Annotated in this window: 24 protein-coding genes; 12 read left to right on the forward strand and 12 right to left on the reverse strand. The window is 73.9% G+C overall.

Annotated elements, in window-relative coordinates; translation table 11 throughout:
* The first annotated feature begins 7 nt into the window (after nt 1–7).
* Genes NBH00_RS15710 through NBH00_RS15720 form a run of 3 tightly spaced genes read left to right on the forward strand, consistent with a single transcriptional unit; the run spans nt 8 to nt 2,300 of the window.
* Nucleotides 8–841 (forward strand): ABC transporter permease, encoded by an 834-nt coding sequence (locus NBH00_RS15710; RefSeq protein WP_254569538.1) that lies wholly within the window; start codon nt 8–10, stop codon nt 839–841.
* Nucleotides 778–1,908: an ABC transporter ATP-binding protein gene (locus NBH00_RS15715; RefSeq protein ID WP_254569539.1), complete on the forward strand. Its 1,131-nt coding sequence runs from the start codon at nt 778–780 to the stop codon at nt 1,906–1,908. The genes NBH00_RS15710 and NBH00_RS15715 overlap by 64 nt, the downstream gene beginning before the upstream one ends.
* Complete coding sequence (locus tag NBH00_RS15720) at nt 1,905–2,300, forward strand: TOBE domain-containing protein (RefSeq protein ID WP_254569540.1); 396 nt, start codon at nt 1,905–1,907, stop codon at nt 2,298–2,300. Before NBH00_RS15715 ends, NBH00_RS15720 begins: the two co-directional genes overlap by 4 nt.
* 16 nt (nt 2,301–2,316) lie before the next feature.
* Here the strand turns inward: NBH00_RS15720 and NBH00_RS15725 are convergent, their stop codons facing one another.
* Entirely contained in the window at nt 2,317–2,706 is a 390-nt protein-coding gene (locus NBH00_RS15725) for a hypothetical protein (RefSeq protein ID WP_254569541.1), read from the reverse strand.
* Between the two features lie 134 nt (nt 2,707–2,840).
* Between NBH00_RS15725 and hflX the strand changes: the two genes are divergently transcribed.
* Nucleotides 2,841–4,166, forward strand: a complete 1,326-nt coding sequence (gene hflX / locus NBH00_RS15730) for a GTPase HflX (RefSeq protein ID WP_254569542.1) — start codon at nt 2,841–2,843, stop codon at nt 4,164–4,166.
* Nucleotides 4,163–4,612 carry a dUTP diphosphatase gene (gene dut, locus NBH00_RS15735; RefSeq protein WP_254569543.1) on the forward strand — a complete coding sequence of 150 codons (450 nt, stop codon included), beginning with the start codon at nt 4,163–4,165 and terminating at the stop codon, nt 4,610–4,612. The genes hflX and dut overlap by 4 nt, the downstream gene beginning before the upstream one ends.
* Before the next feature lie 74 nt (nt 4,613–4,686).
* On the opposite strand, the gene NBH00_RS15740 is transcribed toward dut, so the two are convergent.
* The 8 genes from NBH00_RS15740 to NBH00_RS15775 form a co-directional block, all read right to left on the reverse strand.
* Nucleotides 4,687–5,676, reverse strand: a complete 990-nt coding sequence (locus NBH00_RS15740) for an ABC transporter substrate-binding protein (RefSeq protein WP_254569544.1) — start codon at nt 5,674–5,676, stop codon at nt 4,687–4,689.
* Nucleotides 5,677–5,750: 74 nt separating this feature from the next.
* On the reverse strand, nt 5,751–6,506 hold the full coding sequence (locus NBH00_RS15745; protein ID WP_254569545.1) for an ABC transporter permease: 756 nt from the start codon (nt 6,504–6,506) through the stop codon (nt 5,751–5,753).
* A 2-nt stretch (nt 6,507–6,508) separates the two neighbouring features.
* Nucleotides 6,509–7,216: an ABC transporter permease gene (locus NBH00_RS15750; protein WP_254569546.1), complete on the reverse strand. Its 708-nt coding sequence runs from the start codon at nt 7,214–7,216 to the stop codon at nt 6,509–6,511.
* Entirely contained in the window at nt 7,213–8,412 is a 1,200-nt protein-coding gene (locus tag NBH00_RS15755) for an ABC transporter ATP-binding protein (RefSeq protein ID WP_254569547.1), read from the reverse strand. The genes NBH00_RS15750 and NBH00_RS15755 overlap by 4 nt, the downstream gene beginning before the upstream one ends.
* A 113-nt stretch (nt 8,413–8,525) precedes the next feature.
* Nucleotides 8,526–9,308 (reverse strand): type 1 glutamine amidotransferase, encoded by a 783-nt coding sequence (locus tag NBH00_RS15760; RefSeq protein ID WP_254569548.1) that lies wholly within the window; start codon nt 9,306–9,308, stop codon nt 8,526–8,528.
* Nucleotides 9,301–10,068 carry a class I SAM-dependent methyltransferase gene (locus NBH00_RS15765; protein ID WP_254569549.1) on the reverse strand — a complete coding sequence of 256 codons (768 nt, stop codon included), beginning with the start codon at nt 10,066–10,068 and terminating at the stop codon, nt 9,301–9,303. The genes NBH00_RS15760 and NBH00_RS15765 overlap by 8 nt, the downstream gene beginning before the upstream one ends.
* The gene (locus NBH00_RS15770; RefSeq protein ID WP_254569550.1) at nt 10,068–11,462 is read right to left on the reverse strand and encodes a MurT ligase domain-containing protein; all 1,395 of its coding nucleotides are present in this window, start codon (nt 11,460–11,462) and stop codon (nt 10,068–10,070) included. The genes NBH00_RS15765 and NBH00_RS15770 overlap by 1 nt, the downstream gene beginning before the upstream one ends.
* Nucleotides 11,459–12,355, reverse strand: a complete 897-nt coding sequence (locus tag NBH00_RS15775) for a diacylglycerol/lipid kinase family protein (RefSeq protein WP_254569551.1) — start codon at nt 12,353–12,355, stop codon at nt 11,459–11,461. Before NBH00_RS15775 ends, NBH00_RS15770 begins: the two co-directional genes overlap by 4 nt.
* 30 nt (nt 12,356–12,385) lie before the next feature.
* Between NBH00_RS15775 and NBH00_RS15780 the strand changes: the two genes are divergently transcribed.
* Together NBH00_RS15780 and NBH00_RS15785 are read left to right on the forward strand one after the other, a co-directional pair.
* Entirely contained in the window at nt 12,386–13,114 is a 729-nt protein-coding gene (locus NBH00_RS15780; protein ID WP_254569552.1) for a peptidylprolyl isomerase, read from the forward strand.
* A gap of 12 nt (nt 13,115–13,126) precedes the next feature.
* Nucleotides 13,127–14,455, forward strand: coding sequence for an NAD-dependent malic enzyme (locus NBH00_RS15785; RefSeq protein ID WP_254569553.1), 1,329 nt, complete (start codon nt 13,127–13,129; stop codon nt 14,453–14,455).
* Between the two features lie 51 nt (nt 14,456–14,506).
* Here the strand turns inward: NBH00_RS15785 and NBH00_RS15790 are convergent, their stop codons facing one another.
* Together NBH00_RS15790 and NBH00_RS15795 are read right to left on the reverse strand one after the other, a co-directional pair.
* Complete coding sequence (locus tag NBH00_RS15790; protein ID WP_254569554.1) at nt 14,507–15,217, reverse strand: SOS response-associated peptidase; 711 nt, start codon at nt 15,215–15,217, stop codon at nt 14,507–14,509.
* Nucleotides 15,218–15,226: 9 nt separating this feature from the next.
* A complete protein-coding gene (locus tag NBH00_RS15795; RefSeq protein ID WP_254569555.1) occupies nt 15,227–15,856 on the reverse strand; it encodes a hypothetical protein in 630 nt (209 codons plus the stop codon).
* A 71-nt stretch (nt 15,857–15,927) separates the two neighbouring features.
* On the opposite strand from NBH00_RS15795, the gene NBH00_RS15800 reads away from it, so the two are divergent.
* The 4 genes from NBH00_RS15800 (at nt 15,928) to NBH00_RS15815 (ending at nt 19,261) form a co-directional block, all read left to right on the forward strand.
* A complete protein-coding gene (locus NBH00_RS15800; protein WP_254569556.1) occupies nt 15,928–16,317 on the forward strand; it encodes a hypothetical protein in 390 nt (129 codons plus the stop codon).
* Between the two features lie 38 nt (nt 16,318–16,355).
* Nucleotides 16,356–16,754 carry a hypothetical protein gene (locus tag NBH00_RS15805; RefSeq protein ID WP_254569557.1) on the forward strand — a complete coding sequence of 133 codons (399 nt, stop codon included), beginning with the start codon at nt 16,356–16,358 and terminating at the stop codon, nt 16,752–16,754.
* 99 nt (nt 16,755–16,853) lie between these two features.
* Nucleotides 16,854–18,629 carry an ABC transporter ATP-binding protein gene (locus NBH00_RS15810; protein ID WP_367401335.1) on the forward strand — a complete coding sequence of 592 codons (1,776 nt, stop codon included), beginning with the start codon at nt 16,854–16,856 and terminating at the stop codon, nt 18,627–18,629.
* Nucleotides 18,630–18,631: 2 nt separating this feature from the next.
* Nucleotides 18,632–19,261 carry a VOC family protein gene (locus NBH00_RS15815; RefSeq protein ID WP_254569558.1) on the forward strand — a complete coding sequence of 210 codons (630 nt, stop codon included), beginning with the start codon at nt 18,632–18,634 and terminating at the stop codon, nt 19,259–19,261.
* A gap of 12 nt (nt 19,262–19,273) precedes the next feature.
* Here NBH00_RS15815 and NBH00_RS15820 read toward each other — a convergent pair whose 3' ends face one another.
* Nucleotides 19,274–20,365, reverse strand: a complete 1,092-nt coding sequence (locus tag NBH00_RS15820; RefSeq protein ID WP_254569559.1) for an AI-2E family transporter — start codon at nt 20,363–20,365, stop codon at nt 19,274–19,276.
* 106 nt (nt 20,366–20,471) lie between these two features.
* On the opposite strand from NBH00_RS15820, the gene pdxH reads away from it, so the two are divergent.
* Nucleotides 20,472–21,107, forward strand: a complete 636-nt coding sequence (gene pdxH, locus NBH00_RS15825; RefSeq protein WP_367401336.1) for a pyridoxamine 5'-phosphate oxidase — start codon at nt 20,472–20,474, stop codon at nt 21,105–21,107.
* Nucleotides 21,108–21,113: the final 6 nt, after the last annotated feature.

The following is a 21,113-nucleotide window of genomic DNA, read 5'->3' on the forward strand; positions in this document are numbered from 1 at the left end:
AAGCACCGTGCGACCGCGGGGTTTCGTCGCGCTGCAGGCGCTCGCCTGCGGGGTCCTGCTCGCGTTCCTCGCACTGCCGCTCGTCGCGCTCTTCACGGAGACCCCGCTCGGCGACGTCCCGCGCCTGCTCACGAGCCGTGACGTCGTCAACGCGCTGAAGACGACCGCGCGGACGAACCTCATCGCGAACGCGCTGATCCTCGGGTTCGGCACGCCGGCGGCGTGGTTCCTCGCCACCCGCCGGTTCCGTGGGCGGGCGCTCGTCGTGACGCTCGTCGAGCTGCCGCTCGTCCTGCCGCCGGCGGTCGCGGGGATCGGGCTGCTCGCCGCCTTCGGGGCCGGCGGGCTGCTCGGCGGCCCGCTCCAGGACGCCGGGATCGTCCTGCCGTTCACCGAGTGGGCGGTCGTCATCGCGGTGACGTTCGTGGCGTCGCCGTTCTACCTGCGCCAGGCGATCAGCGCGTTCGAGGCCGTCGACCCGACGCTCACCGACGCCGCACGCACGCTCGGCGCGTCACCGGCCCGGACGTTCCTCCGCGTCGCGCTGCCGCTGGCGGCCGGCGGGCTGGCGGCCGGCTGGGTACTCGCCTTCGCGCGCGGCATCGGCGAGTTCGGCGCGACGATCGTGTTCGCCGGCAACGTCCACGGGGAGACCCAGACCCTGACGCTCGCCATCTACGAGCAGCTCGACACGAGCTTCGACACCGCGCTCGCGGTGAGCGTCCTGCTCGTCGTCGTGAGCGCGGGCACGCTCCTCTCCTACAAACTCCTCTCCCAATGGCGCTTCTCGACGTCCACCTCCGCGCCCGCCTTCGCGCGTACGCCCTCGACGTCGCCCTGACGATCGGCCCCGAGACGGTGGCGCTCGTCGGCCCGTCGGGGGCCGGGAAGACGACCGTGCTCCGGACGATCGCCGGGCTGCGCGGGGCCGACGGGGGCCACGTCCGCCTCGACGGTACGCCCTGGCTCGACACCGCCGCGCGGGTGGACCTCCCGCCCGAGCGGCGGTCGGTCGGGCTCGTCTTCCAGGAGTACGCGCTCTTCCCGCACATGACGGTCGCTGCGAACGTCGCGTTCGCCCACGGGGACGACCCGGCGACGATGCTCGCCCGCTTCGGCGTCGGTCATCTCGCGGACGCCCGCCCGGGCACGCTCTCGGGCGGCGAGCGCCAGCGCGTCGCCCTGGCCCGCGCCCTCGCGCGCGACCCGCAGGTGCTCCTGCTCGACGAACCGCTCGCGGCGCTCGACACCCACACGCGCGCGACGGTCCGCGACGAACTGGACGCGCTCCTCGGCGACCTGGGGATCCCGACACTGCTCGTGACGCACGACTTCCGCGACGCCGCCGTCCTCGCCGACCGCGTCGCCGTCATCGTCGACGGCCGCATCCGCCAGACCGGCACGGCGGCCGAGCTCGTCAGCGCGCCGGCGGACGCGTTCGTCGCGAGCTTCACGGGGGCGACCGTCGTCCGCGGCGTCGCGACGCCGGACGGCCGTGGCGGCGCGCGCGTCGCGCTCGACGACGGAGGCGTGCTCACCGCCGCGACCGCGGCCGCCGGGCGCGTGAGCGTCGCCGTCCACCCGTGGGACGTCCGGGTCACGACGGACCCGCCCCGGCCGGGCGACGGGGGCGGGGTCATCGCCGGCAGCGCCGGGCGGCTCGTCCCCGAGGGCGGCCGGGTGCGGGTGCGCGTCGGCTGCCTCGTCGCGGAGCTCGAGGCGGACGCCGCCGCCGCGCTCGGCGGCGCGGCGGGCGCGGGGGAGACGCTGTACGCGACCGTCGCGCCCGAGCGGGTGCGTCTCTTCGCCCACGACCCGGCCGCCGTCGCCACGCCTGCGCGCACGGTCACCGACCCTTCGGGAGGCCGACCCGCCTTCGCCGCCCGCCGACCAGGAGAACCCGCATGAGCCCACCCCCCGAGGACGAAGGCGTCCAGATCGGCGCCGCCGCCCAGGCGCTCGGCGTCTCCATCGACACGCTGCGCCGCTGGGAGCGCGACGGCCGGGTGACGTTCGACCGGGTGGGCGGCCGCCGTTTCCTGCCCGCCGCCGAGCTCGCCCGGCTGCTCCACGACCGCAGCGCCAACACCCGCTCGAGCGCGCGCAACCGGATGACCGGCGTCGTCGTCGCGGTGAAGCGCGACGGCATCATGGCCCAGGTCGACCTCGCCTGCGGCCCGTTTCGGATCGTCTCGCTCATGAGCCGCGAGGCCGTCGACGACCTCGACCTCAAGCCCGGCGACACGGCGACCGCGTCGGTCAAGGCGACGACGGTCGTCGTCGAGCGCGCCTCCACGTGAGGTGCCCCGGCCCGCGTCACGTTCCGCGCCCGTCGCGCAGCGCGGCGGCCCGGTCGACGGCCTCGCGGATCGCCGGGCCGTCCTCGGGCTCCATCCCGCCGAGGAGGAACCACGGGCACAGGACCTCCTCGATCGCCTCGTCGAGCCGGGCGGGCGAGTACCCGCCGCAGGCCGAGTAGCGGAAGGCGTCGAGCTCGGCGGTGAGGAAGAGGTAGCGGCGGGTGTGCACGTGCTTGTAGGCGTGGACGACCGGGCCGTGCTCGAGGACGGTCCGGTACATCCACATGAAGGGACCGGCGACGTGATCGCCGACGGCGGCGAGCAGCGGCTCCCATTCGGGCTCGCCCGCGTCGGGACGGGTCCCGGCGCTGCAGCAGGGGTGGACGGTGGCGTCGATGTCGGTCATGGACGCAGGGTCACCCGGGCCGCTGTGACGGAACAACACGTTCGTGTACCGGGACTCGCGCACTCCGTGCCGTCTTCGTGACGTCGCCCGGCCGGTGCGGTGTCGACGCCCGCCGGCCGCTCTAGACTCGGCTGGTGCCCAACCGCAGCCGCCACGGGCGGACCGAGCAGACGAGAACGACCGGGACCGGCCCGGGGGATCGGGGCGCGCGCGCCAAGCAGCGCGCGTTCGCCGTCGGCGTCGTCGAGGACGGCCAGTCCGGCGACGAGCTCGTCGAGCTGCGCGAGCTGCTGCGCACGGCGGGCGTCGCCGTGGTCGGCCAGGCGGTCCAGCACCGCGAGAAGGTCCACCCGAACACGTACGTCGGCGCCGGCAAGCTCGAGGAGATCCGCGACGCGGCGAAGGCAGCCGACGCGAACGTCATCGCCGTCGACGACGAGCTGTCCCCGCGCCAGGAGCGCAACATGGAGGCCGCCCTCGGCATCCCCGTCGTCGACCGGACGGCGACGATCCTCGACATCTTCGCCGGCCACGCGCACAGCGCCGAGGGCAAGCTCCAGGTCGAGCTCGCGCAGCTGCAGTACAACCTCGCCCGTATGCGGGGGTTGTGGACCCACCTCGAGCGCCTCGGCGGCGGCATCGGCACCCGTGGCCCCGGCGAGTCCCAGATCGAGACCGACCGCCGCCTCGCGCGCGACCGCATCAGCGCGCTGAAGCGCAAGCTCGTCGAGGTCCAGGGGACGCGGGCCGTCATGCGGGCCGAGCGCGAGCGCGCGCACCTGCCGCAGATCGCGCTCGCGGGCTACACGAACGCCGGCAAGTCGACGCTCCTCAACCAGCTCACCGGGGCCGAGGTCGGCGTCCGGGACCGCCTGTTCCACACCCTCGACCCGACGACGCGCACCTGGCGCCTGCACGGCCGCACCTACCTCGTGACCGACACCGTCGGCTTCATCCGCAAGCTGCCGCACCAGCTCGTCGAGGCGTTCGGGGCGACGCTCGAGGAGACGCGCCGCGCCGACCTCGTCCTCCACGTCGTCGACGCCTCCAGCGAGGAGGAGGACCGCGAGGAGATGATGCGCGCGGTCGACGACGTCCTCGAGGAGATCGGCGCCGGCGACCGTCCGCGGCTGCTCGTCCTCAACAAGATCGACGCGTTGGCGGACGAGGACCGCGAGGTCATGCGCCGCCGCTTCCCCGACGCGGTGCTCGTGAGCGCCGCCACCGGCGAGGGCGTGGAGGAGTTCGGCGAGCGGATCGCCGACGAGTTCGAGCGGCGCCTGCAGGACATCGACCTGCTCCTGCCCTACAGCGAGGGCGCGCGGCTCGCCGAGCTGCACGACATCGCCGGCGACCTCGAGCGCGAGGACACGCCGGAGGGCGTCCGCGTCCACGCCCGCGTGCCCGAGAGCGTCGCCGAGCGCTTCGGCGCGTTCGCGACGAACTCCCAGCCCGCTTGAGCGCGCCCGAGGCGGGCGCCCTGCGCGTCCAGCGGCTCGATCCGCGGGCGACCGTCCCGCAGCGCGCGCACCCGGGCGACGCCGGCCTCGACCTCTGCGCGCTCGACGCCGGGACGCTCGGGCCGGGGGAGCGGGGGATGGTCGCCACCGGCCTCGCGATCGCGCTGCCGCCCGGGCACGCCGGGCTCGTGACGCCGCGCAGCGGGCTCGCGAGCCGGCACGGCATCACGCTCGTCAACACCCCGGGCCTCATCGACGAGGGCTACCGCGGCGAGCTCCGCGTCCTGCTCCTCAACACCGACCGCACCGAGCCGTTCACGTGGGCGGCCGGCGACCGCATCGCCCAGCTCGTCCTCGTCGCCGTCGCGACGCCGCCGGTGCTCGAGGCGGACACGCTCGGCGACACCGCCCGCGGGGCGGGCGGCTTCGGCTCGACCGGCGCCTGAGTGCCGCGGCGGGAGATGGCCCCCTGGGGCCATCTCCCGACCGGAACGGACCCCCCTGGGGGCCGTTCCGGCGGCTACTTGATGTAGCCCGACTCCTTCAGGTACGCCGTCGCGACCGCGGCGGGCTTCTGCTTGTCGAGGTCCACGCGCGAGTTGAGCTCCTGCATCACCGGGGTGGTGAGGCCGGTCTGGACCTGGGCGATGACCTTCGCGAAGTTCGGCCCCGACGCCTTCACCGTCGCGTCGCGGACGAGGAACGAGACGTTGTACGGCGGGAGGAACTGCTTGTCGTCCTGCAGCAGGACCTCCTTGTTCGCCGCGATGGCGCCGTCGGTCGTGAAGACGACGGAGACGTCCGCCTGGCCGTTGCTCAGCACCTCGTGGCGCTTGGAGAGGTCGACCGGGAGGTACTTCTTGAACTTGTGCCCGTAGGTCTGCTCGATGCCGAGCTTGCAGTCCAGGCGGGAGCGGCACTCGGGCGAACCGGAGAGCGTGAGCGTCCCGAACTTCGGCGCGAGCTCCGAGATCGTCTTCGGGCTCCCCGCCGCCTTCCAGCTCTTCTGGGACATCGCGAAGCCGTTGGAGTCCGTGAACGGGGTCAGCGGCAGCGCGGTCACGCCGGCCTTGGCAAAGTCGGCCTTCGCCTCGGTGTAGGCGGCCGCGGGATCCTTCGGGACCTTCGCGCTCTGCACCTTGAAGAAGTTCGTCAGCGCCGTGCCGACGTACTCCGGGTAGGCGTCGATCTGCCCGCCCTTGAGCGCCTTGTAGGCGATCTGCTCCGAGCCGAGGTTCAGCTGCTTCTTCACCTTGAAGCCCGCGGCCTGGAGGGCCTGCGCGTAGATCTCGCCGAGGATGAACTCCTCGGTGAAGTTCTTGGATCCGACGGTGATGGTCGGCTTGGACGCGTTGGCCGCGTCCTTGACGATGAGCTTCGCGTTCGCCGGTGCCGCCGCCGGCGTCGACGTCGACGCCGACCCGGCCGGGGCGGCGGTCGACGACGACGTGCTGCTCGAGTTGCTCGAGCCGCACGCGGCGAGCGTGCCTGCGACGGCGACCGCGCTCACGGCGGTCAGGATGCTGCGATGTCGATGCCTCATGGCGATGGTCCTCTTGGTTCGGTGTCTGATGCTGGGAAAGGTCAGATGGCCGCGTCCGCGACGCGCGCGGGGCGGCCGGCGCGCAGCCGGCCACGGGCCGGGCGCAGGGGGGCCGGCGTCACCGCTCGCTGGAGCAGCGCGAAGAGGATCTCGGCGCCGACGGCGAGGCCCGCGACGAGCATCGCGGTGCCGACGCGGCCCGCGTCACCGTAGACGCTCGCGTTGATGATCGGGTCGCCGAGCGTCAGCACCCCGGCGAAGGGACCGAGCGTCGCGGTCGCGATGACGTTGACGACCGAGGTCCGGATGCCGCCGAAGACGAGCGGGAGCGCCAGTGGCAGCTCGACGCGCCGGACGACCTGCGTCCCCGACAGGCCCATGCCGCGCGCGGCGTCGACGACATCCCCGTCGACCTGGCGCACGCCGACGTACGTGTTCGTGAAGATCGGCGGGATCGCGAGCAGCGTCATCGCGAAGACGAGGTTCTTCAGCTCGAGGCCGAGGTAGCTCGAGAAGAAGAGGACGAGCGCGATGGCCGGGACGGAGCGGCCGACGTTCGAGATCGACGAGGCGAGGAAGGACCCGCGGCCCGTGTGTCCGAGGTAGAGGCCGAGCGGCACCGCGACGAGGACCGCGAGGAGCATCGCGAGGCCGACGACCTCGAGGTGCTTGCCGAGCAGCGGCAGGTTCTTCGAGCCGCCGACCATGACGCCGCCGGCGACCGACTCGCGCTGGTGGACGAGGAAGTCGAGGCCGTCGGAGAAGTCGGACAGGACCGACGCGGTGGTCAGTGCCACGCTCATTCGGTCACCCGCCGCCAGGGGAGGGCGATGCGCTCGCCCGCGAGGATGAGCAGGTCGAGTGCCGCGGCGAGCAGGATGCACAGGACGCTCGCGGTGACGATGTTCGACTTGAAGTTCTGGTCGAGGATGATCTGCTGCCCCAGGCCGCCCGCCCCGGCCACGAACGCGAGCGCGGCGAGGCCGACCGTCGTGGTCGTCGCGACGCGCACGCCGGCGACGATCTCGGGGACGGCGAGCGGCAGCTCGACGCGCCACAGCCGCTGGCGGTCGGTCATGCCCATCCCGCGCGCCGCGTCCAGCGCCGCCTCCGGGACGTTGTCCAGGCCGGCGATGACGTTGCGGAAGATGACGAGCAGGTTGTAGGACGTCAGCGCGACCACGCCGGTCACGAACCCGAAGCCCGTGACCGGCAGCAGGATCGCGAAGAGGGCGAGGCTCGGGATCGTGTACATGACCCCGGTGACGCCGGTGATGGGGCCGACGAGCCAGCGGCGGCGGTGGGCGACGAGCGCGAGCGCGAACGCGATGAGGAAGCCCGCGACGACGCTGACGACCGTGAGCTCGAGGTGACGCAGCAGGGGGCTCATGTAGTCCCCGATGTGGTCCTTGATCCACGCCGGGCAGAGGCCGTCCTTCGCGACGCAGCCGACGTCCTTGCTGCGGTCGCGGATGACGACCTGGGCGAGGACGAGCGGCCCGGTCATTGCGCCGCCCGGTCGGCCGGGGCGGGCGCCTCGTCGATCGAGCCGGCGCCCTGCTCGGTGAGGAAGCCGGAGATGACCTCGACGGACAGGACGCCGGCGACCCGCCCGCCGCCGTCGGTCACGACGCCGTACATGACCTGGCCCTGGAGCAGGTCGGCGAGGGCGTCGCGCAGGATGTCGTCGAGCTCCACGGTGGTGAGCCGGCCCTCGTGCGGCCGGACCGTGTCGGCGGCCAGGTCGGTGGCCGAGAGCCAGCTGACGGGACGGCCGTCGTCGTCGACGAGCAGCGCGTGGCCGATCGGGCTCGCGGCCGCCCGCTCGCGCGCCTGCGCGCCGGGGTCGCCGACACGGACGGTCGGCGCGTCCCACAGGTCGATGTCGCGGACCCGCTGGAGGGCGAGGCGCTTGAGCGCGCGGTCCGCCCCCACGAAGTCCTCCACGAACTCGTCCGCGGGAGCCATGAGCAGCTCGGCGGGCGTCGCGTACTGCGCGAGGACGCCGCCCTTGCGCAGGACGGCGATCCGGTCGCCCATCTTGATCGCCTCATCGATGTCGTGGGTGACGAAGACGATCGTCTTGCGGATCTCGCCCTGGAGGCGGAGGAACTCGTTCTGCAGGCGCTCGCGGCTGATCGGGTCGATCGCGCCGAACGGCTCGTCCATGAGCATGAGCGGCGGGTCGGCGGCGAGGGCGCGGGCCACGCCGACCCGCTGGCGCTGGCCGCCGGAGAGCTGGCCGGGGTAGCGCGCGGCCATCGCCGGCTCGAGGCCGATGAGGTCGAGGAGCTCCTCGACGCGGGCGGAGACCCGCCTGCGGTCCCAGCCGAGCAGCTTCGGGACGACCGCGATGTTGTCCGCCACCGTCTGGTGCGGGAAGAGGCCGATCTGCTGGATCGCGTAGCCGATCTCGCGGCGCAGCTCGGCGGGGTGGCGGTCCATGATCGAGGCGCCGTCGATGAGGATGTCGCCGGAGGTGGGCTCGATCATCCGGTTGACGAGCCGCATGGCGGTCGTCTTGCCGCAGCCGGAGGGCCCGACGAGCACGCAGATCTCGCCGGCGGGGACCTCCAGCGAGAGGTCGTCGATGGCGGGCTCGGCCGTCCCCGCGTACTGCTTGCGGATGTGGCGGAGCTCGAGCGTGGCCGCCTCGCGGTGCGCGGACGGCCCCTCGGGCGGGCGGTGTGGTTCTGAGGTCACGGGCGGTGGCTCCGGAGGCAGGTCGCGGGTCGACCGCCCGCGCGTGGATCACCCTATACCCCTGAAAGGCGACGTCCGATCGAACCTGCGTCAGGACGTCGTACTTCCGGGTGTCAGCTCAGGCCCGCCGCCGCCTTCGCGGACGCGTGCGCCGCCGATTCCATGGCGTCGTCGAGCGGGGCCAGCGGCTCCTCGAGGCCGAGGGCGCGCTGTGTGAGCCAGTCGGCGAGCCACGCGTTCTTCGGGAGCAGCGGCCCGTGGATGTACGTCCCGATGACCGTGCCCGTGGGGGACATCGCGCCCTCGGTGCCGCTCTCGCCGGTGTTGCCGTGCCCCTTCAGGACGCGGCCGAGCGCCGGCTGGCCGTCCGCGAGGTGGGTGCGGCCGCCGTGGTTCTCGAAGCCGGCGACGACGCGCGGCCCGTCGAGCCCGGGGAGCTCGACCTCGATCGCGACGTTCCCGATGAGGCGCTTGCCGTCGTGGCGGACGGTCTTCAGGTCGAGCAGCCCGACGCCGGGGAGGAGGTCGTCGCCGAGCTCGTAGGAGTGGCCGAGGAGCTGGTAGCCGCCGCAGACGGCGAGGACGACGGCGCCGCGGGCGGCGGCGGCGTGGATCGCCTCGCGCTTGGTGTCGACGAGGTCCTGCGCGCACAGCGCCTGGTCGCGGTCCTGCCCACCGCCCATGTAGAAGAGGTCGTGGGCGTCGGGGTCGACCGCGTCGCCGAGCCCGGCGCCGGTGAGCTCGAAGCCGATGCCGCGCCACGCGCACCGCCGCTGCAGGAGTAGGAGGTTGCCGCGGTCGGCGTAGATGTTCATGAGGTCCGGGTACAGCGCGCAGACGCGGAGCGTGCGGCCGGTCCCGGGGGCGGGCGGGGTCTGGAGGAGGGGCTCAGGCACGGAGCATCGCCACGGTGGAGCCGACGTACTCGTCGGTCTGGGGGATCGCGCGCGGCGGGAGCGCCGTGAGCCCGAGCGCGGCGCCCTCGGCCGTGAACTCGGCGGCGGTCACGCGGTCGAGGTGCAGGACGTCGCCCGCGACGGTGCGGTGGCCGGCCCGGTCGACGGTCTCGCGGATGCGCTCGATCGAGACGGTGTGCTCGTGCTCGCGGACGGCGACGGGCCGCGAGCAGTACACGGTGCCGTCGAGCTCGCGCATGTCCGGCAGCGGCGGCTCGGTGTGCTCGGCGTCGAAGGCCTCGAGCGCGTCGGCGAGCGCCGCGGCGACGATGCCGCCGGGACGCAGGCAGGCGCGGGCACTCGCGAGGAACCGGGCGCGGGCCTCCGCGCCCCCGAGCAGCTGGAGGGTCTGCATCGGGACGAGGACGGTGTCGAAGCGCGCGCCGCCGGTGTCGAAGGCCCGGGCGTCGGCCGCGATCGTCGGGATGACGAGGTCCAGCCGCGCCGCGTGCTCGCGGAGGGCGGCGAGCAGCGGCTCGTGGAGGTCGAGCGCGGTGACGCGGGCGCCGCGCGCGGCGAGGTGCAGGCTCACGCGCCCGGTGCCGGCGCCGACGTCGAGGACGTCCCCCCGCCCGGCGAGCTCGCGCCAGAGCGGCAGGTCGACGTCGTAGCCGCCGCACTCGATGTCGTGCCAGATGACGAGCAGCCGGTCGTCGGCCGCCGTCGTCGTGTCCGTGGTCCTGCCGGAGTCGGTGTCCATCAGCCGAACGAGCTCCCGGTGATGCCGCGGCGCGTGAGCTCCTCACGGAGCTGGAGCATCGCGGTGTAGGTCGGCAGGGCGAAGAGGCGGCCGTCGCCTCCGGCGATCGCGCGGTCCAGGCCCGCGGCGAGCCCGTCCTCGACGACGGTGATGCGATCGGCGGGCACGCCGGCGTACTTCAGCCGCAGCCCCATCTCGGCGGCGCGCGTGCCGGCGCACGTCGCGCGGCGCACGTGCCCGGCGAGGTGCTCGAAGTCGGCGTCCCAGATCCACGAGACGTCGCGGCCGTCGGCGATGTTGTCGTTCAGGACCGCGAAGAGGTCGTGCTCGCCCGCTTCGAGCGCGAGCGTGCGCAGGACCTCGTTCGCGCCGGCCGGGTTCTTGACGAGCAGGATCGACAGCTCGCGGCCGTCCATCGTCACCGTCTCGGCGCGGCCGAACGCGGGGGCGACCGCCCCGAGGCCCGCGACGATGTCGGCGAGCGGCGCGCCGAGCGCGTGGGTCAGGGCGGCGGCGCCGAGCGCGTTGTAGACGTTGTAGAGGCCGGGGAGGGGGAGGGCGACGTCGGCGCTGCCGGCGGGCGTCGTGAGCGTGAAGCGGGCGCCGCGCACGCCGTCGAGGTGGATGGCGGTCGCGCGCACGTCGGGCGCCGGCCGCGTCGCCCCGCAGGCCTCGCAGTGATAGTGGCCCTGGTGGCCGAGGAACACGACGTCGTAGCGGTACGGCGCGCCACAGCGGCGGCAGTGCGTGGAGTCCGACGCGTGCTGGAGCCCCGCGAGCGCGAGCGCGGTGTCCTCGACGCCGAAGGTCAGGACGCCGGGCGCCCCGGCGGCCGAGTCGTGGGCGGCCTGCTCGGCGGCCGGCCAGCGCTCGCGGCCGAGGTCGGCGACGAGCGGGTCGTCGGCGTTGAGGACGAGCGTCGTCGCCGGGTCCGCGTCCTTGACGATCTGGGCCCAGCGGTCGGCGATCGACTCGAGCTCGCCGTAGCGGTCGAGCTGGTCGCGGAAGAGGTTGCCGAGCAGCAGCGCCTGGGGCCTGAGGCCCTTGACGACCCCGGCGAGCCAGAACTCGTCGACCTCGAAGAGCCCGGTGTCGCCCCGGCCGTAAAGGAGCGTCGCCGCGATGCCGCCGGCCATGTTCGCGCCGGCGCTGTTGTGCACGAGCTGCGCGCCGCCGCGGGCGAGGATTGCGTGGGCCATCGCGGCGGTCGTCGTCTTGCCGTTCGTCGCCGAGATCGCCGCCCGGCGGTCGAGCCCCGCGGCGAGGGTGCCGATCGCGTCGCGGTCGAGCCGCAGCAGGACCTTGCCGGGGATCGACGTGCCGCCGCGCCCGCTCAGACGGGACGCACGGCCCGCGGTGCGGGCAACGGTCCCCTTCCAGCCGGCCCCCTTCACCGGGCCACGCTGCTCTCCGGCGGCAGCAGGACGGAGACCGCGCCCGGCCGGCAGCGGATCGTCGCGGGCAGCTCGCCGATCGGGTCCCCGTCGGCGTAGACCGTGAACGGCCGATCGGCCTCGACGGACACCTCGCGGCCACGCAAAACCGTGATCTCGGGCTGCTCGACGTGCGTGCCCTTGAAGAGCATCGGGAGGATGCGCAGGAACCGCAGCCGCGAGCAGTGGGCCTCGAACACGACGTCGAGCTTGCCGTCGTGCAGGTCGGCGTCGGGGGCGAGGAACATCCCGCCACCGTAGGCCTTCGAGTTCGCGGCGGCCACCGACCAGCCCGAGAAGGTGTGCTCCTCGCCGTCGACGGTCACCGTGAAGGCGGCCGGCGTCCAGGAGACGAGCGCGCGCAGGGCGCCGTAGGCGTATACGAGGTTCCCGAGCCGCGCCGAGGCGGCGTTCGCGATGCGGTTCGCGTCCGAGTCGAAGCCGAGCGAGGCGATCCCGATGAACGGGCTGCCGTCGACCTCCCCGAGGTCGACCGGGCGGACGACGCCGTCGACGATGACCTCGCAGGCCTCGACGGCGTCGGGCGGGATGCCCGCCACGCGGGCGAAGTCGTTGCCGCGGCCGCCGGGGAGGACGCCCATGACGGCCCCGTCGACCCCGGCGAGGGCGCCCGCCACGGCGCCGACGAGCCCGTCGCCGGAGAGCGTCACGACGGTGCGGCCGGCGGCGGCGGCCTCGCGGGCCAGCGCCCGCCCGTGGTCGAGGCTGTTCGTGCTGCGGACGTCCTGCTCGATGCCCGCCGCGCTCAGCCGCGCCTGCACGCCCGGGAGCACTTTGAGCGCCCGCCCACCCCCGGCGGCGGGGTTGACGAGCAGGGTCACGGGCGCCGACACGGGCCGTATCTTCCCTCTATCCTGGCGCCGGTGCCCCGCCGCCTGCTGCCCGTCGTCCTCACCGGCCTGACGCTCGCCCTCGCGGCGTGCGGGTCGAGCGGCTCCTCCTCGTCGAGCTCGGCGCCCGCCGCGACGGCCACGACGACGGCGTCGACCGCCACCACCGCGGCAACCACCGCCGCGGCTCCGGCCACCGCCGCGAACGGCTGCCGGACCGTCGACGCGCAGGCCCCGGTGAAGAAGAAGTCCGCCAAGCCGACGACGAAGCTCCCCGCGTCCGCGAAGGCCGTCGTCACGCTGCAGACCTCGTGCGGCGAGATCCAGATCACGCTCGACGCGAAGGACCACCCGGTCACCGCCTCCTCGTTCGCGTCGCTCGTGAAGAGCGGCTTCTACGACGGGCTCGGCGTCGTCCGCGTCGTGCCGGGCTTCGTCCTGCAGGCGGGTGACCCGCACGGCGACGGGACCGGCGGCGCGAGCTACCAGGTCGTCGAGCCGCCGGGCGACAACGCGGCCTACCGCCAGGGCGTCGTCGCGATGGCGAAGACCGGCTCGGACCCGGCGGGCGCCTCGAGCAGCCAGTTCTTCATCGTCACCGGCGCCGACGCGGGCCTGCCGCCCGAGTACGCGATCGCCGGCCGGGTGACGAAGGGCCTCGACGTCGCCAAGGCGATCGGCGCGATCCCGCCGACGAACGGGCAGGACGGGCCGCCCTCGCAGCCGGTCCTCATCGAGAAGGCAACGCTCAGCGTCAAGTAGACGGCCGCCCCCGTGCTCGACGTCACCTACCGGCTCCAGATCCCGCACCGCGCGGGCCAGCTCGCGCGCGTGACCACCGTCATCTCCAAGCACGAGGGCCTGATCGGCGACATCCTCACCGTCTCGCTGCACCGCGACTCGACCGAGCGCGAGATCACGGTCGAGATGCGCGACGCCGCCCACGCCTGGGCGCTCGCGAACGACCTGAACGCCCTGGAGGGCGTGCGGGTCATCTGGCACCACGACCGGGCGTTCCTCCGCCACGAGGGCGGCAAGCTCCGCATCGACCCGATCCGCCCGGTGAAGACCGTGCAGGAGATGCGCGACGTCTACACGCCCGGTGTCGCCCGCGTCTGCAGCGCGATCGCCGACAACCCGGCGCTCGTCTCCCGCTACACGATGATCGGGCGGACGGTCGCGGTCTGCACGAACGGCACGCGCGTCCTCGGCCTCGGCGACATCGGCCCCCGCGCCTCGATGCCGGTCATGGAGGGCAAGGCGGTCTTCTACCAGCAGTTCGCGGGCCTCAGCGCGATGCCGATCCTCATCGACACGAAGGACGAGGACGAGTTCGTCGAGACGGTCGTGCGGATCGCGCCGACCTTCGCCGGCATCCACCTCGAGGACATCAGCGCGCCGATGTGCTTCGAGATCGAGCGGCGCCTCATCGAGCGGCTGCCGCAGCCGGTCATGCACGACGACGTCCACGGGACCGCGGTCGTCACCGTCGCCGCCGCGATCGCCGCTTGCCGCCACGTCGGCCGCCGGCTCGACGAGTCGGTCGTCGGGCAGATCGGGCTCGGCGCCGCGGGCTACGGCATCTCCTCGCTCATGCACGACGGCGGCGCGCGCGTCATCGCCTTCGACCCGGACCCGCGCAGCCACGACCGCGCCCGCGCCGCCGGCGTGGAGATCGTCGGCATGGACGAGCTGCTCGCGACCGCCGACGTCGTCGTCGCGACGACCGGCCGCCCGGGCCTCATCGCGCCCGAGCAGGTCCGCGCCGGCTCGGTCGTCCTCGCGCTGACGAACCCGGTGGGGGAGATCGAGCCGCTCGTCGCCCGCGCCGCCGGGGCCGCCTTCGCCGCCGACGGACGCTCGGTGAACAACGTCCTCGCCTATCCGGGCATCTTCCGCGGCGCCCTGCTCGCGGGCTCGGACCGCATCACGACGAAGATGAAGCTCGCGGCCGCCTGGGCGATCGCGGCGCTCGCGGCGGACGGCGAGCTCGTCCCCGACGTCCTGGACCAGCAGGTGCACGACGCGGTCGCCGAGGCGGTCCGCGCCGAGGCGGTCGCCGAGGGCCTCGGGCGGCCCGAGGTCGTCCCCGCCGGCCTCTGACCGCTGAAACCCGTTTTCAGCCCAACCGGGGGACGAAAGACGGGTTTCGGCTCAGAAGAGGGTGGGTTCCGCGTCCGGCTCGGGCGCGGGCGGCGGGTCCAGGCAGTCCGGCTCGTCGTGGCGGGCGTCGCTCACCGCGTAGCCGACCTCGCGCGCGGCGACCGCGCGGTCGGGCAGCGGCGCCATGAGGTCGTGGACGAGCCCGAGGGGCGAGCCGTGGTCGAGCCACTGCCGCTCGGCGTCGGGGCCGGGGAGGATGACCGGCATGCGGTCGTGGATCGGCGCGAGTGCGCCGTTCGCGGCCGTCGTGAGGATCGTGCAGCTGCGGACGACCTCCTCCTCGCCGCCGTGCCACGTCGCCCACAGCCCGGCGAAGGCGAACGGCTCGCCGTCCGCGCGGGTGATCCAGAAGGGCTGCTTGCGCCTGCGCCCCTCGCGCGGCTGCCACTCGTAGAAGCCGTCGGCGAGGATGAGGCAGCGCCGCCGGGCGAGCGCGCCCGAGAAGGCCGGCTTCTCGCCCGCCGTCTCCGACCGGGCGTTGATCATCTTGTAGCCCGCCTTGACGTCCTTGGCCCAGTGGGGGACGAGGCCCCAGCGCAGCAGGTCGGGCCGTGGCTCGCCCTCGCGTGAGGTCGTGACGGCGAGGACCTCGTCGCCCGGGGCGACGTTCCACCGCCGGCGGACCGGGACGTCGTCACCGAGCGCGAACCGCTCCCGCAGGATCGCGGGGTTCGGGCCCGACAGCGAGTACCGACCGCACATGTCCCCAGGCTAGGACTTGCCGGACCCGGGGCCCGCGCCGCGGCCCGCGATCGCCTTGCGCTGCCGCCGGCGCCCGAACCAGGCGAGGACGGCGAGGACGACGAGCACGAGGAAGAAGCCGAGGATGAGGCCGCCGCCGATGCCGACCCCGCCGCCGAAGGGCAGGGAGATGAGCTCGACGAGCGCGAACCCGATGAGGAGCAGCAGCAGGACGATGCCGACGATGAGCGCGTACCCGCGGGCCTTGATCGCCGTGGAGGCGGACGCGGGCGGCGCGAGCAGGCCCATGACCCGGAGCAGGAAGAGCTGGCGGTTGGACGGCGGGGTCTGGCCGAGCGCCTCGACCGCCTTCTTCAGGTCGTCGGGGCGGCGCTCGGCGAGCGCGAGGGAGGCGTTCGCCATGCGCTGGAGCTGGAGGCGCTCCTGGGGGCGGGCGGACGCGATGGCGGTGCGGAAGTACGCGCGCGCGGCGTCGGCGTCGTAGCGCTCGGCGGCGCGGGCCCCGAGGATCGCCTGCGCAGCGGCCTTGAAGCGGGTCTCGCGCAGCAGCTCCTCGTCGCTCTTCGTCTCGAGCGCCTGCATCGCGGCGAGGGCGCCGCGGCCACCCTGCTCCATCCGGACCTGCCGTTGCTTGGCCATGGCCGTGAATCTAGCGACCACCGTGCCCCCGTGGCCTGCCGGGTGGGGCGCCCGCTATAGGCTCGCCGACCATGGACCTGACCGCGCTCGTGCGCTTCACGAACCGCAACATGATCGCCTTCGACCTCGCGCTCGGGACGGGCGCGCTGCTCGCGCCCGATCAGACGCTCCAGGCCCTCGGCCACGAGGCCCCGTCGGAGGACGCGCGCGAGCTCTTCCGGCGCTGCGGGCCGATCTGGCTGACGTTCGCCGCCGCGCACCTCGTCGCGCACCGCCGCGGCCGGCCGGAGGACTGGTGGGCCGTGGCCTGGCTGCGCGGGACCGAGATCGCGACCGACATCGTGTGGAGCCGGTCGCCGGCCATCTCCCGGCCCGGGGCACGCGAGGGCCTGTACCTCGCCGGGGCCTTCAACGCGGCGCTCGCGCTCGCCGCGGCCCGGGTCGCCCGGACGACCGCGTGATGGCCGCACGCCCCCTCCGTCGCTACATTCCGGCGCCGATGCGCTCCGTGACCGCCCGGCTCCTCGTCCTCGGCTGCGTCCTGCTCGCGGCCGCCGTCCCGGCGACCGCGGGTGCGCAGTCCAATCCGTTCACGCCGCTGCCGCAGGCGCAGACGGACACGTCGACGCAGGCGACGACGAGCTCGTCCACCACGACGGTCGACAACGGCGGGCTCTCGCGCTTCCAGGAGGTGATGATCTTCCTCGCCGGCGTCGCCCTGCTCGGCGGCATCGGCTTCGCGATCGTCAGCGACGCGCGCAAGGCCGCGCCGGTGACCGAGAAGGAACGCGCGGGCTCGCACACGGGCAGCGCCGCCGCCGCGACGAAGGCGCAGAGCAAGGCGAAGGCCCGCGCGAGGGCCAAGCGCCAGCGTCAGGCCCGGAAGAAGAATCGCTGACCGCCCGAAAGGTTGAGCACCTCAACCTTTGCCCGCTACACTGCACGGGACGTGAGCGAGAAGCCCGACCCCCTGCCGCCCGGCCAGCTGCGCCGGATCATGCGCCTCTTCCGGCCGCACCGCCGGACGCTCGGCAGCGTGCTCGGGCTCATCGTCATCTCGGCCGGCCTCGGGATGGTCTCGCCGTTCCTCCTGCGCGGCATCCTCGACACGGCGATCCCGCAGCGGGACACCGGCCTGCTGACGCTGCTCGTCGCGGGCATGGTCGTCATCTCGATCCTCACCGGCGTCCTCGGCGTGGGGCAGACGTACCTCTCGAACCTCGTGGGCCAGCGCGTCATGCACGACCTGCGCGCCGCGGTCTACCGGCACCTGCAGCGCCTGAGCCTCGCCTTCTTCACCCGCACCCGCACCGGCGAGGTCCAGAGCCGCATCGCGAACGACATCGGCGGCGTGCAGAACGTCGTCACGACGACGGCGACCTCGATCGTCTCGAACGTCACGACGGTGCTCGCGGTCGTCGTCGCGATGATCGTCCTCGACTGGCGCCTCGCTGCGTTCTCCCTCGTCCTGCTCCCGTTCTTCGTCGCGCTCACCCGCCGCGTCGGCAACGAGCGCAAGCGGCTGACGACGAAGAAGCAGGGCCGCCTCGCCGACATGAGCGCGCTCGTCGAGGAGTCGCTCTCGGTCAGCGGCATCCTGCTCGGCAAGACGATGGGCAAGGCCGACGAGCTCGCCGAGCGCTTCACCGCCGAGAGCCGCGAGCTCGCCGACCTCGAGGTCCGCTCCCGGATGGCCGGCCGCTGGCGGATGGCGTCCGTGCAGATGAGCTTCGCCATCATGCCGGCGCTCGCCTACTGGTTCGCCGGGGAGTCGCTCGCCAGCGGCTCGAACGCGATCTCGCTCGGCACGCTCGTCGCCTTCACGCAGCTGCAGACGCGCGTCTTCTTCCCGATCCAGTCGCTGCTGAGCGTCGGGATCGACATGCAGACGTCGCTCGCGCTCTTCACGCGGATCTTCGAGTACCTCGACCTCGAGGTGGAGATCGACGAGCGCGAGCACCCCGTCGACCTCGGCCCCGCGCAGGTCCGCGGCGACGTCCGCTTCGACGACGTCGTCTTCGCCTACGACCCCGCGTCGGCCCGGCCGACGATCGCCGGCGTGACGCTCGAGGTCCCGGCCGGGACGACGACGGCGATCGTGGGGGAGACGGGCTCGGGCAAGACGACGCTCGGGTACCTCGTCGCGCGGCTCTACGACGCGACCTCGGGCACCGTCTCGATCGACGGCGTCGACGTCCGCGACCTCACGTTCGGCTCGCTCTCGAGCATCGTCGGGCTCGTCTCGCAGGAGACCTACCTCTTCCACGCGTCGATCGCCGACAACCTGCGCTTCGCCAGGCCGGACGCGACGGACGACGAGCTGCAGGCCGCCGCGCGCGCCGCGCGCATCCACGACCAGATCATGGGCCTGCCCGACGGCTACGACACGGTCGTCGGGGAGCGCGGCTACCGCTTCAGCGGCGGTGAGAAACAGCGCATCGCGATCGCCCGGACCGTCCTGCGCAACCCGCCGGTCCTGCTCCTCGACGAGGCGACGAGCGCGCTCGACAACGAGACCGAGCGCGCCGTGCAGGAGGCGCTCGACGCCCTCGCCTCCGGCCGGACGACGATCGCGATCGCCCACCGCCTCTCGACCGTCCGCGACGCCGACCAGATCGTCGTGCTCGAGAAGGGTGCCGTCGCCGAGCGCGGGACCCACGACGAGCTCGTCGCCGCCGGCGGCCCGTACAGCCGGCTCGCCGCCGAGGCCGGGATGGCCGCGCTCGCGGACGCCGGAGCGGCCGCCCCCGCCATCACCGAGCTCGCCTCCTGACGATGCCCGGCCCCGCGCTCGCCGCCATCGACGTCGCGCTCGACCCGCCGGTCTGGGCCGCGCTCGGGTTCGCGGTCGACGAGGACGGCACGTGCGTCGTCGGCGCCACGACGCTCGAGGTCATCGGCGCTGCGGCCGAGGGCGCGCCGCTGCTGCCCGGCTGGACGCTCCGCGGCCCGGCCGCGGCGACGCCGGACACCGTCGACGGGCTGCCGACCACGTGGACCGACGCGCCGCCCGCCGCGGGCGCGCCGCACCCGAACACCGCCCGCGCGCTCGACCACGTCGTCCTCCGGACCCCGGACACCGGGCGGACGTTCGCCGCGCTGCAGGCGACCGGCATGGAGCTGCGACGGGAGCGGACCGCCGGCACCGGCAGCCGCGCGCTGCGGCAGGGCTTCTTCCGGCACGGGGAGGCGATCGTCGAGGTCGTCGGCCCGCTGCAGCACGCCGGCGACGGGCCCGCCGCCCTGTGGGGCCTGAGCTTCCTCGTCGAGGATCTCGACGCGGCGGTCGCGCTGCTCGGGGAGGGCGCCGGCGCCGTGCGTGACGCGGTCCAGCCCGGACGGCGCATCGTCACCGTGCGGGCCGAGGCGTGCGGCGGGCTGCCGCTCGCGCTGATGGACGGCTGAGCGCCGGGACCGTCAGGCGGTGGCCGGCGGCGGGTCCCCCGCGATCGCGGGGGCCGCCTCACCGCGCAGCGCCGCGCGGTAGTGCAGGTACTCGCGGACGCCGATCTGGATCGAGGCGGCGACCGGGATCGCGAGCAGCGCGCCGGCGATGCCGAAGAGGCTCGAGCCGAAGAGCACCGAGACGAGGACGACGAACGGGTGCACGTCGACCGCCTTGCTCTGGATGCGCGGCTGGATGAGGTAGTTCTCGATCTGCTGGTAGACGACGGCCCAGATGACCCAGGCGATCGTGGTCCCGGGAAAGCCGGAGAAGACAGTGACGAGACCGATGAGCACCGCGGCGAGCGAGGCTCCGACGAGCGGGATCGCGTCGAAGAGCGCCATCCCGACCGCGAGCGGCGCGGCGAAGGGGACACCGAGGATCTCGAGCACGACGAACGTGCTCAGCCCGGCGATCGACATCTGCGCGAGGACCCCGCCGACGTAATTGCCGACCGCGGTGGCCGACGTCTCCAGCGCCCGCTGCACGCGGGCGCGCCGGTCCTCGTCGGGGATCGCCTGCAGCGCCGAGAGCACCCAGCCGCGCCCGCCGGCCACCATGAAGATGCTGAGGACCATGATCGTCACGGCGGTGAAGACCGAGTTGACGACGCCGACGCCGACGTCCTTCAGCACGCCGGCGGCGTCGCCGGCCTTGCTCGGGAGCTTCGCCGCCTCCACCTGGAGCTTGTCGGTGATGCCGTACTGGCGGTCGAGCTTCCTGAGCTTCGGGTTCTTCGCGACCGAGTCCTGCAGGTCGTTCACGTAGCCCGGGGCCTTGCGCGCGAGGTCCTGCCCGCCGCTGACGATCGTCGGGATGATGAGCGCCGCGATGACGACCGGGACGAGGAACAGCGCGAGGTAGCTCACCGCGATGGCGGCCCCGCGCGGCATGCGGCGCTCCAGGCGGCCGACGGGCCGCGACATCGAGACCGCGACGAAGAGCGCCAGGACGATCCAGCTCAGCGAGGTGCGCACGAGCCAGACGAGCTCCAGCGCGCCGACCGTCAGCAGGACGATGACGATGACGCGCACGACGACGCGCGTGAGGTCGGGGGTGGTCATCCGTGCCACGTAGTAGTAGTCCCGCGTCGGACGAACCTCCCGATCTATCCTGGCGGGCGTGCCCGACCCCGCCGACCACGACGACCACGACGCCCGCCTGCAGGCGATGCGCCGCTCGTACGAGCTCGGCGGCCTCGCCGAGGAGGACCTCGCGCCCGACTGGCTCACCCAGCTGCGCGCGTGGCTCGCGGACGCCGGGACCGCCGGGCTGACGGAGCCGAACGCGATGATCTTCGCGACGGCCGACGCCGACGGGCGCCCGAGCGCGCGGACGGTCCTCCTCAAGGGCCTCGACGAGGACGGGCTCGTCCTCTTCACGAACCACGACTCGCGCAAGGGCCGCGAGGCGGCGGCGAACCCGGCCGTCTCCCTCGTCTTCCCGTGGATTGACCTGCAGCGCCAGGTCGTCGTCACCGGCGACGCCGAGCGCGTCCCGGACGCGGTCGCCGACGCGTACTTCGCGCGGCGCCCGCGCGGCTCGCAGCTCGGCGCGCTCGCGAGCAGGCAGTCGTCGATCATCCGCTCGCGCGACGACCTCACCGACGCCCTCGACGCCCTCCGGCGCACCTACCCCGAGGGGACGCCCGTGCCCCGGCCCGCCGCGTGGGGCGGGATCCGCGTCCGGCCCCGGACCGTCGAGTTCTGGCAGGGCCGCGCCGACCGCCTGCACGACCGGCTGCGCTACCACCGGATCGGCGGCGGGCCGACGGCGCCGTGGGGCGTGGAGCGCCTCGCGCCCTGAACCACC

This window comes from Paraconexibacter antarcticus (assembly GCF_024220175.1).
GTDB classification, from domain to species: domain Bacteria; phylum Actinomycetota; class Thermoleophilia; order Solirubrobacterales; family Solirubrobacteraceae; genus Paraconexibacter; species Paraconexibacter antarcticus.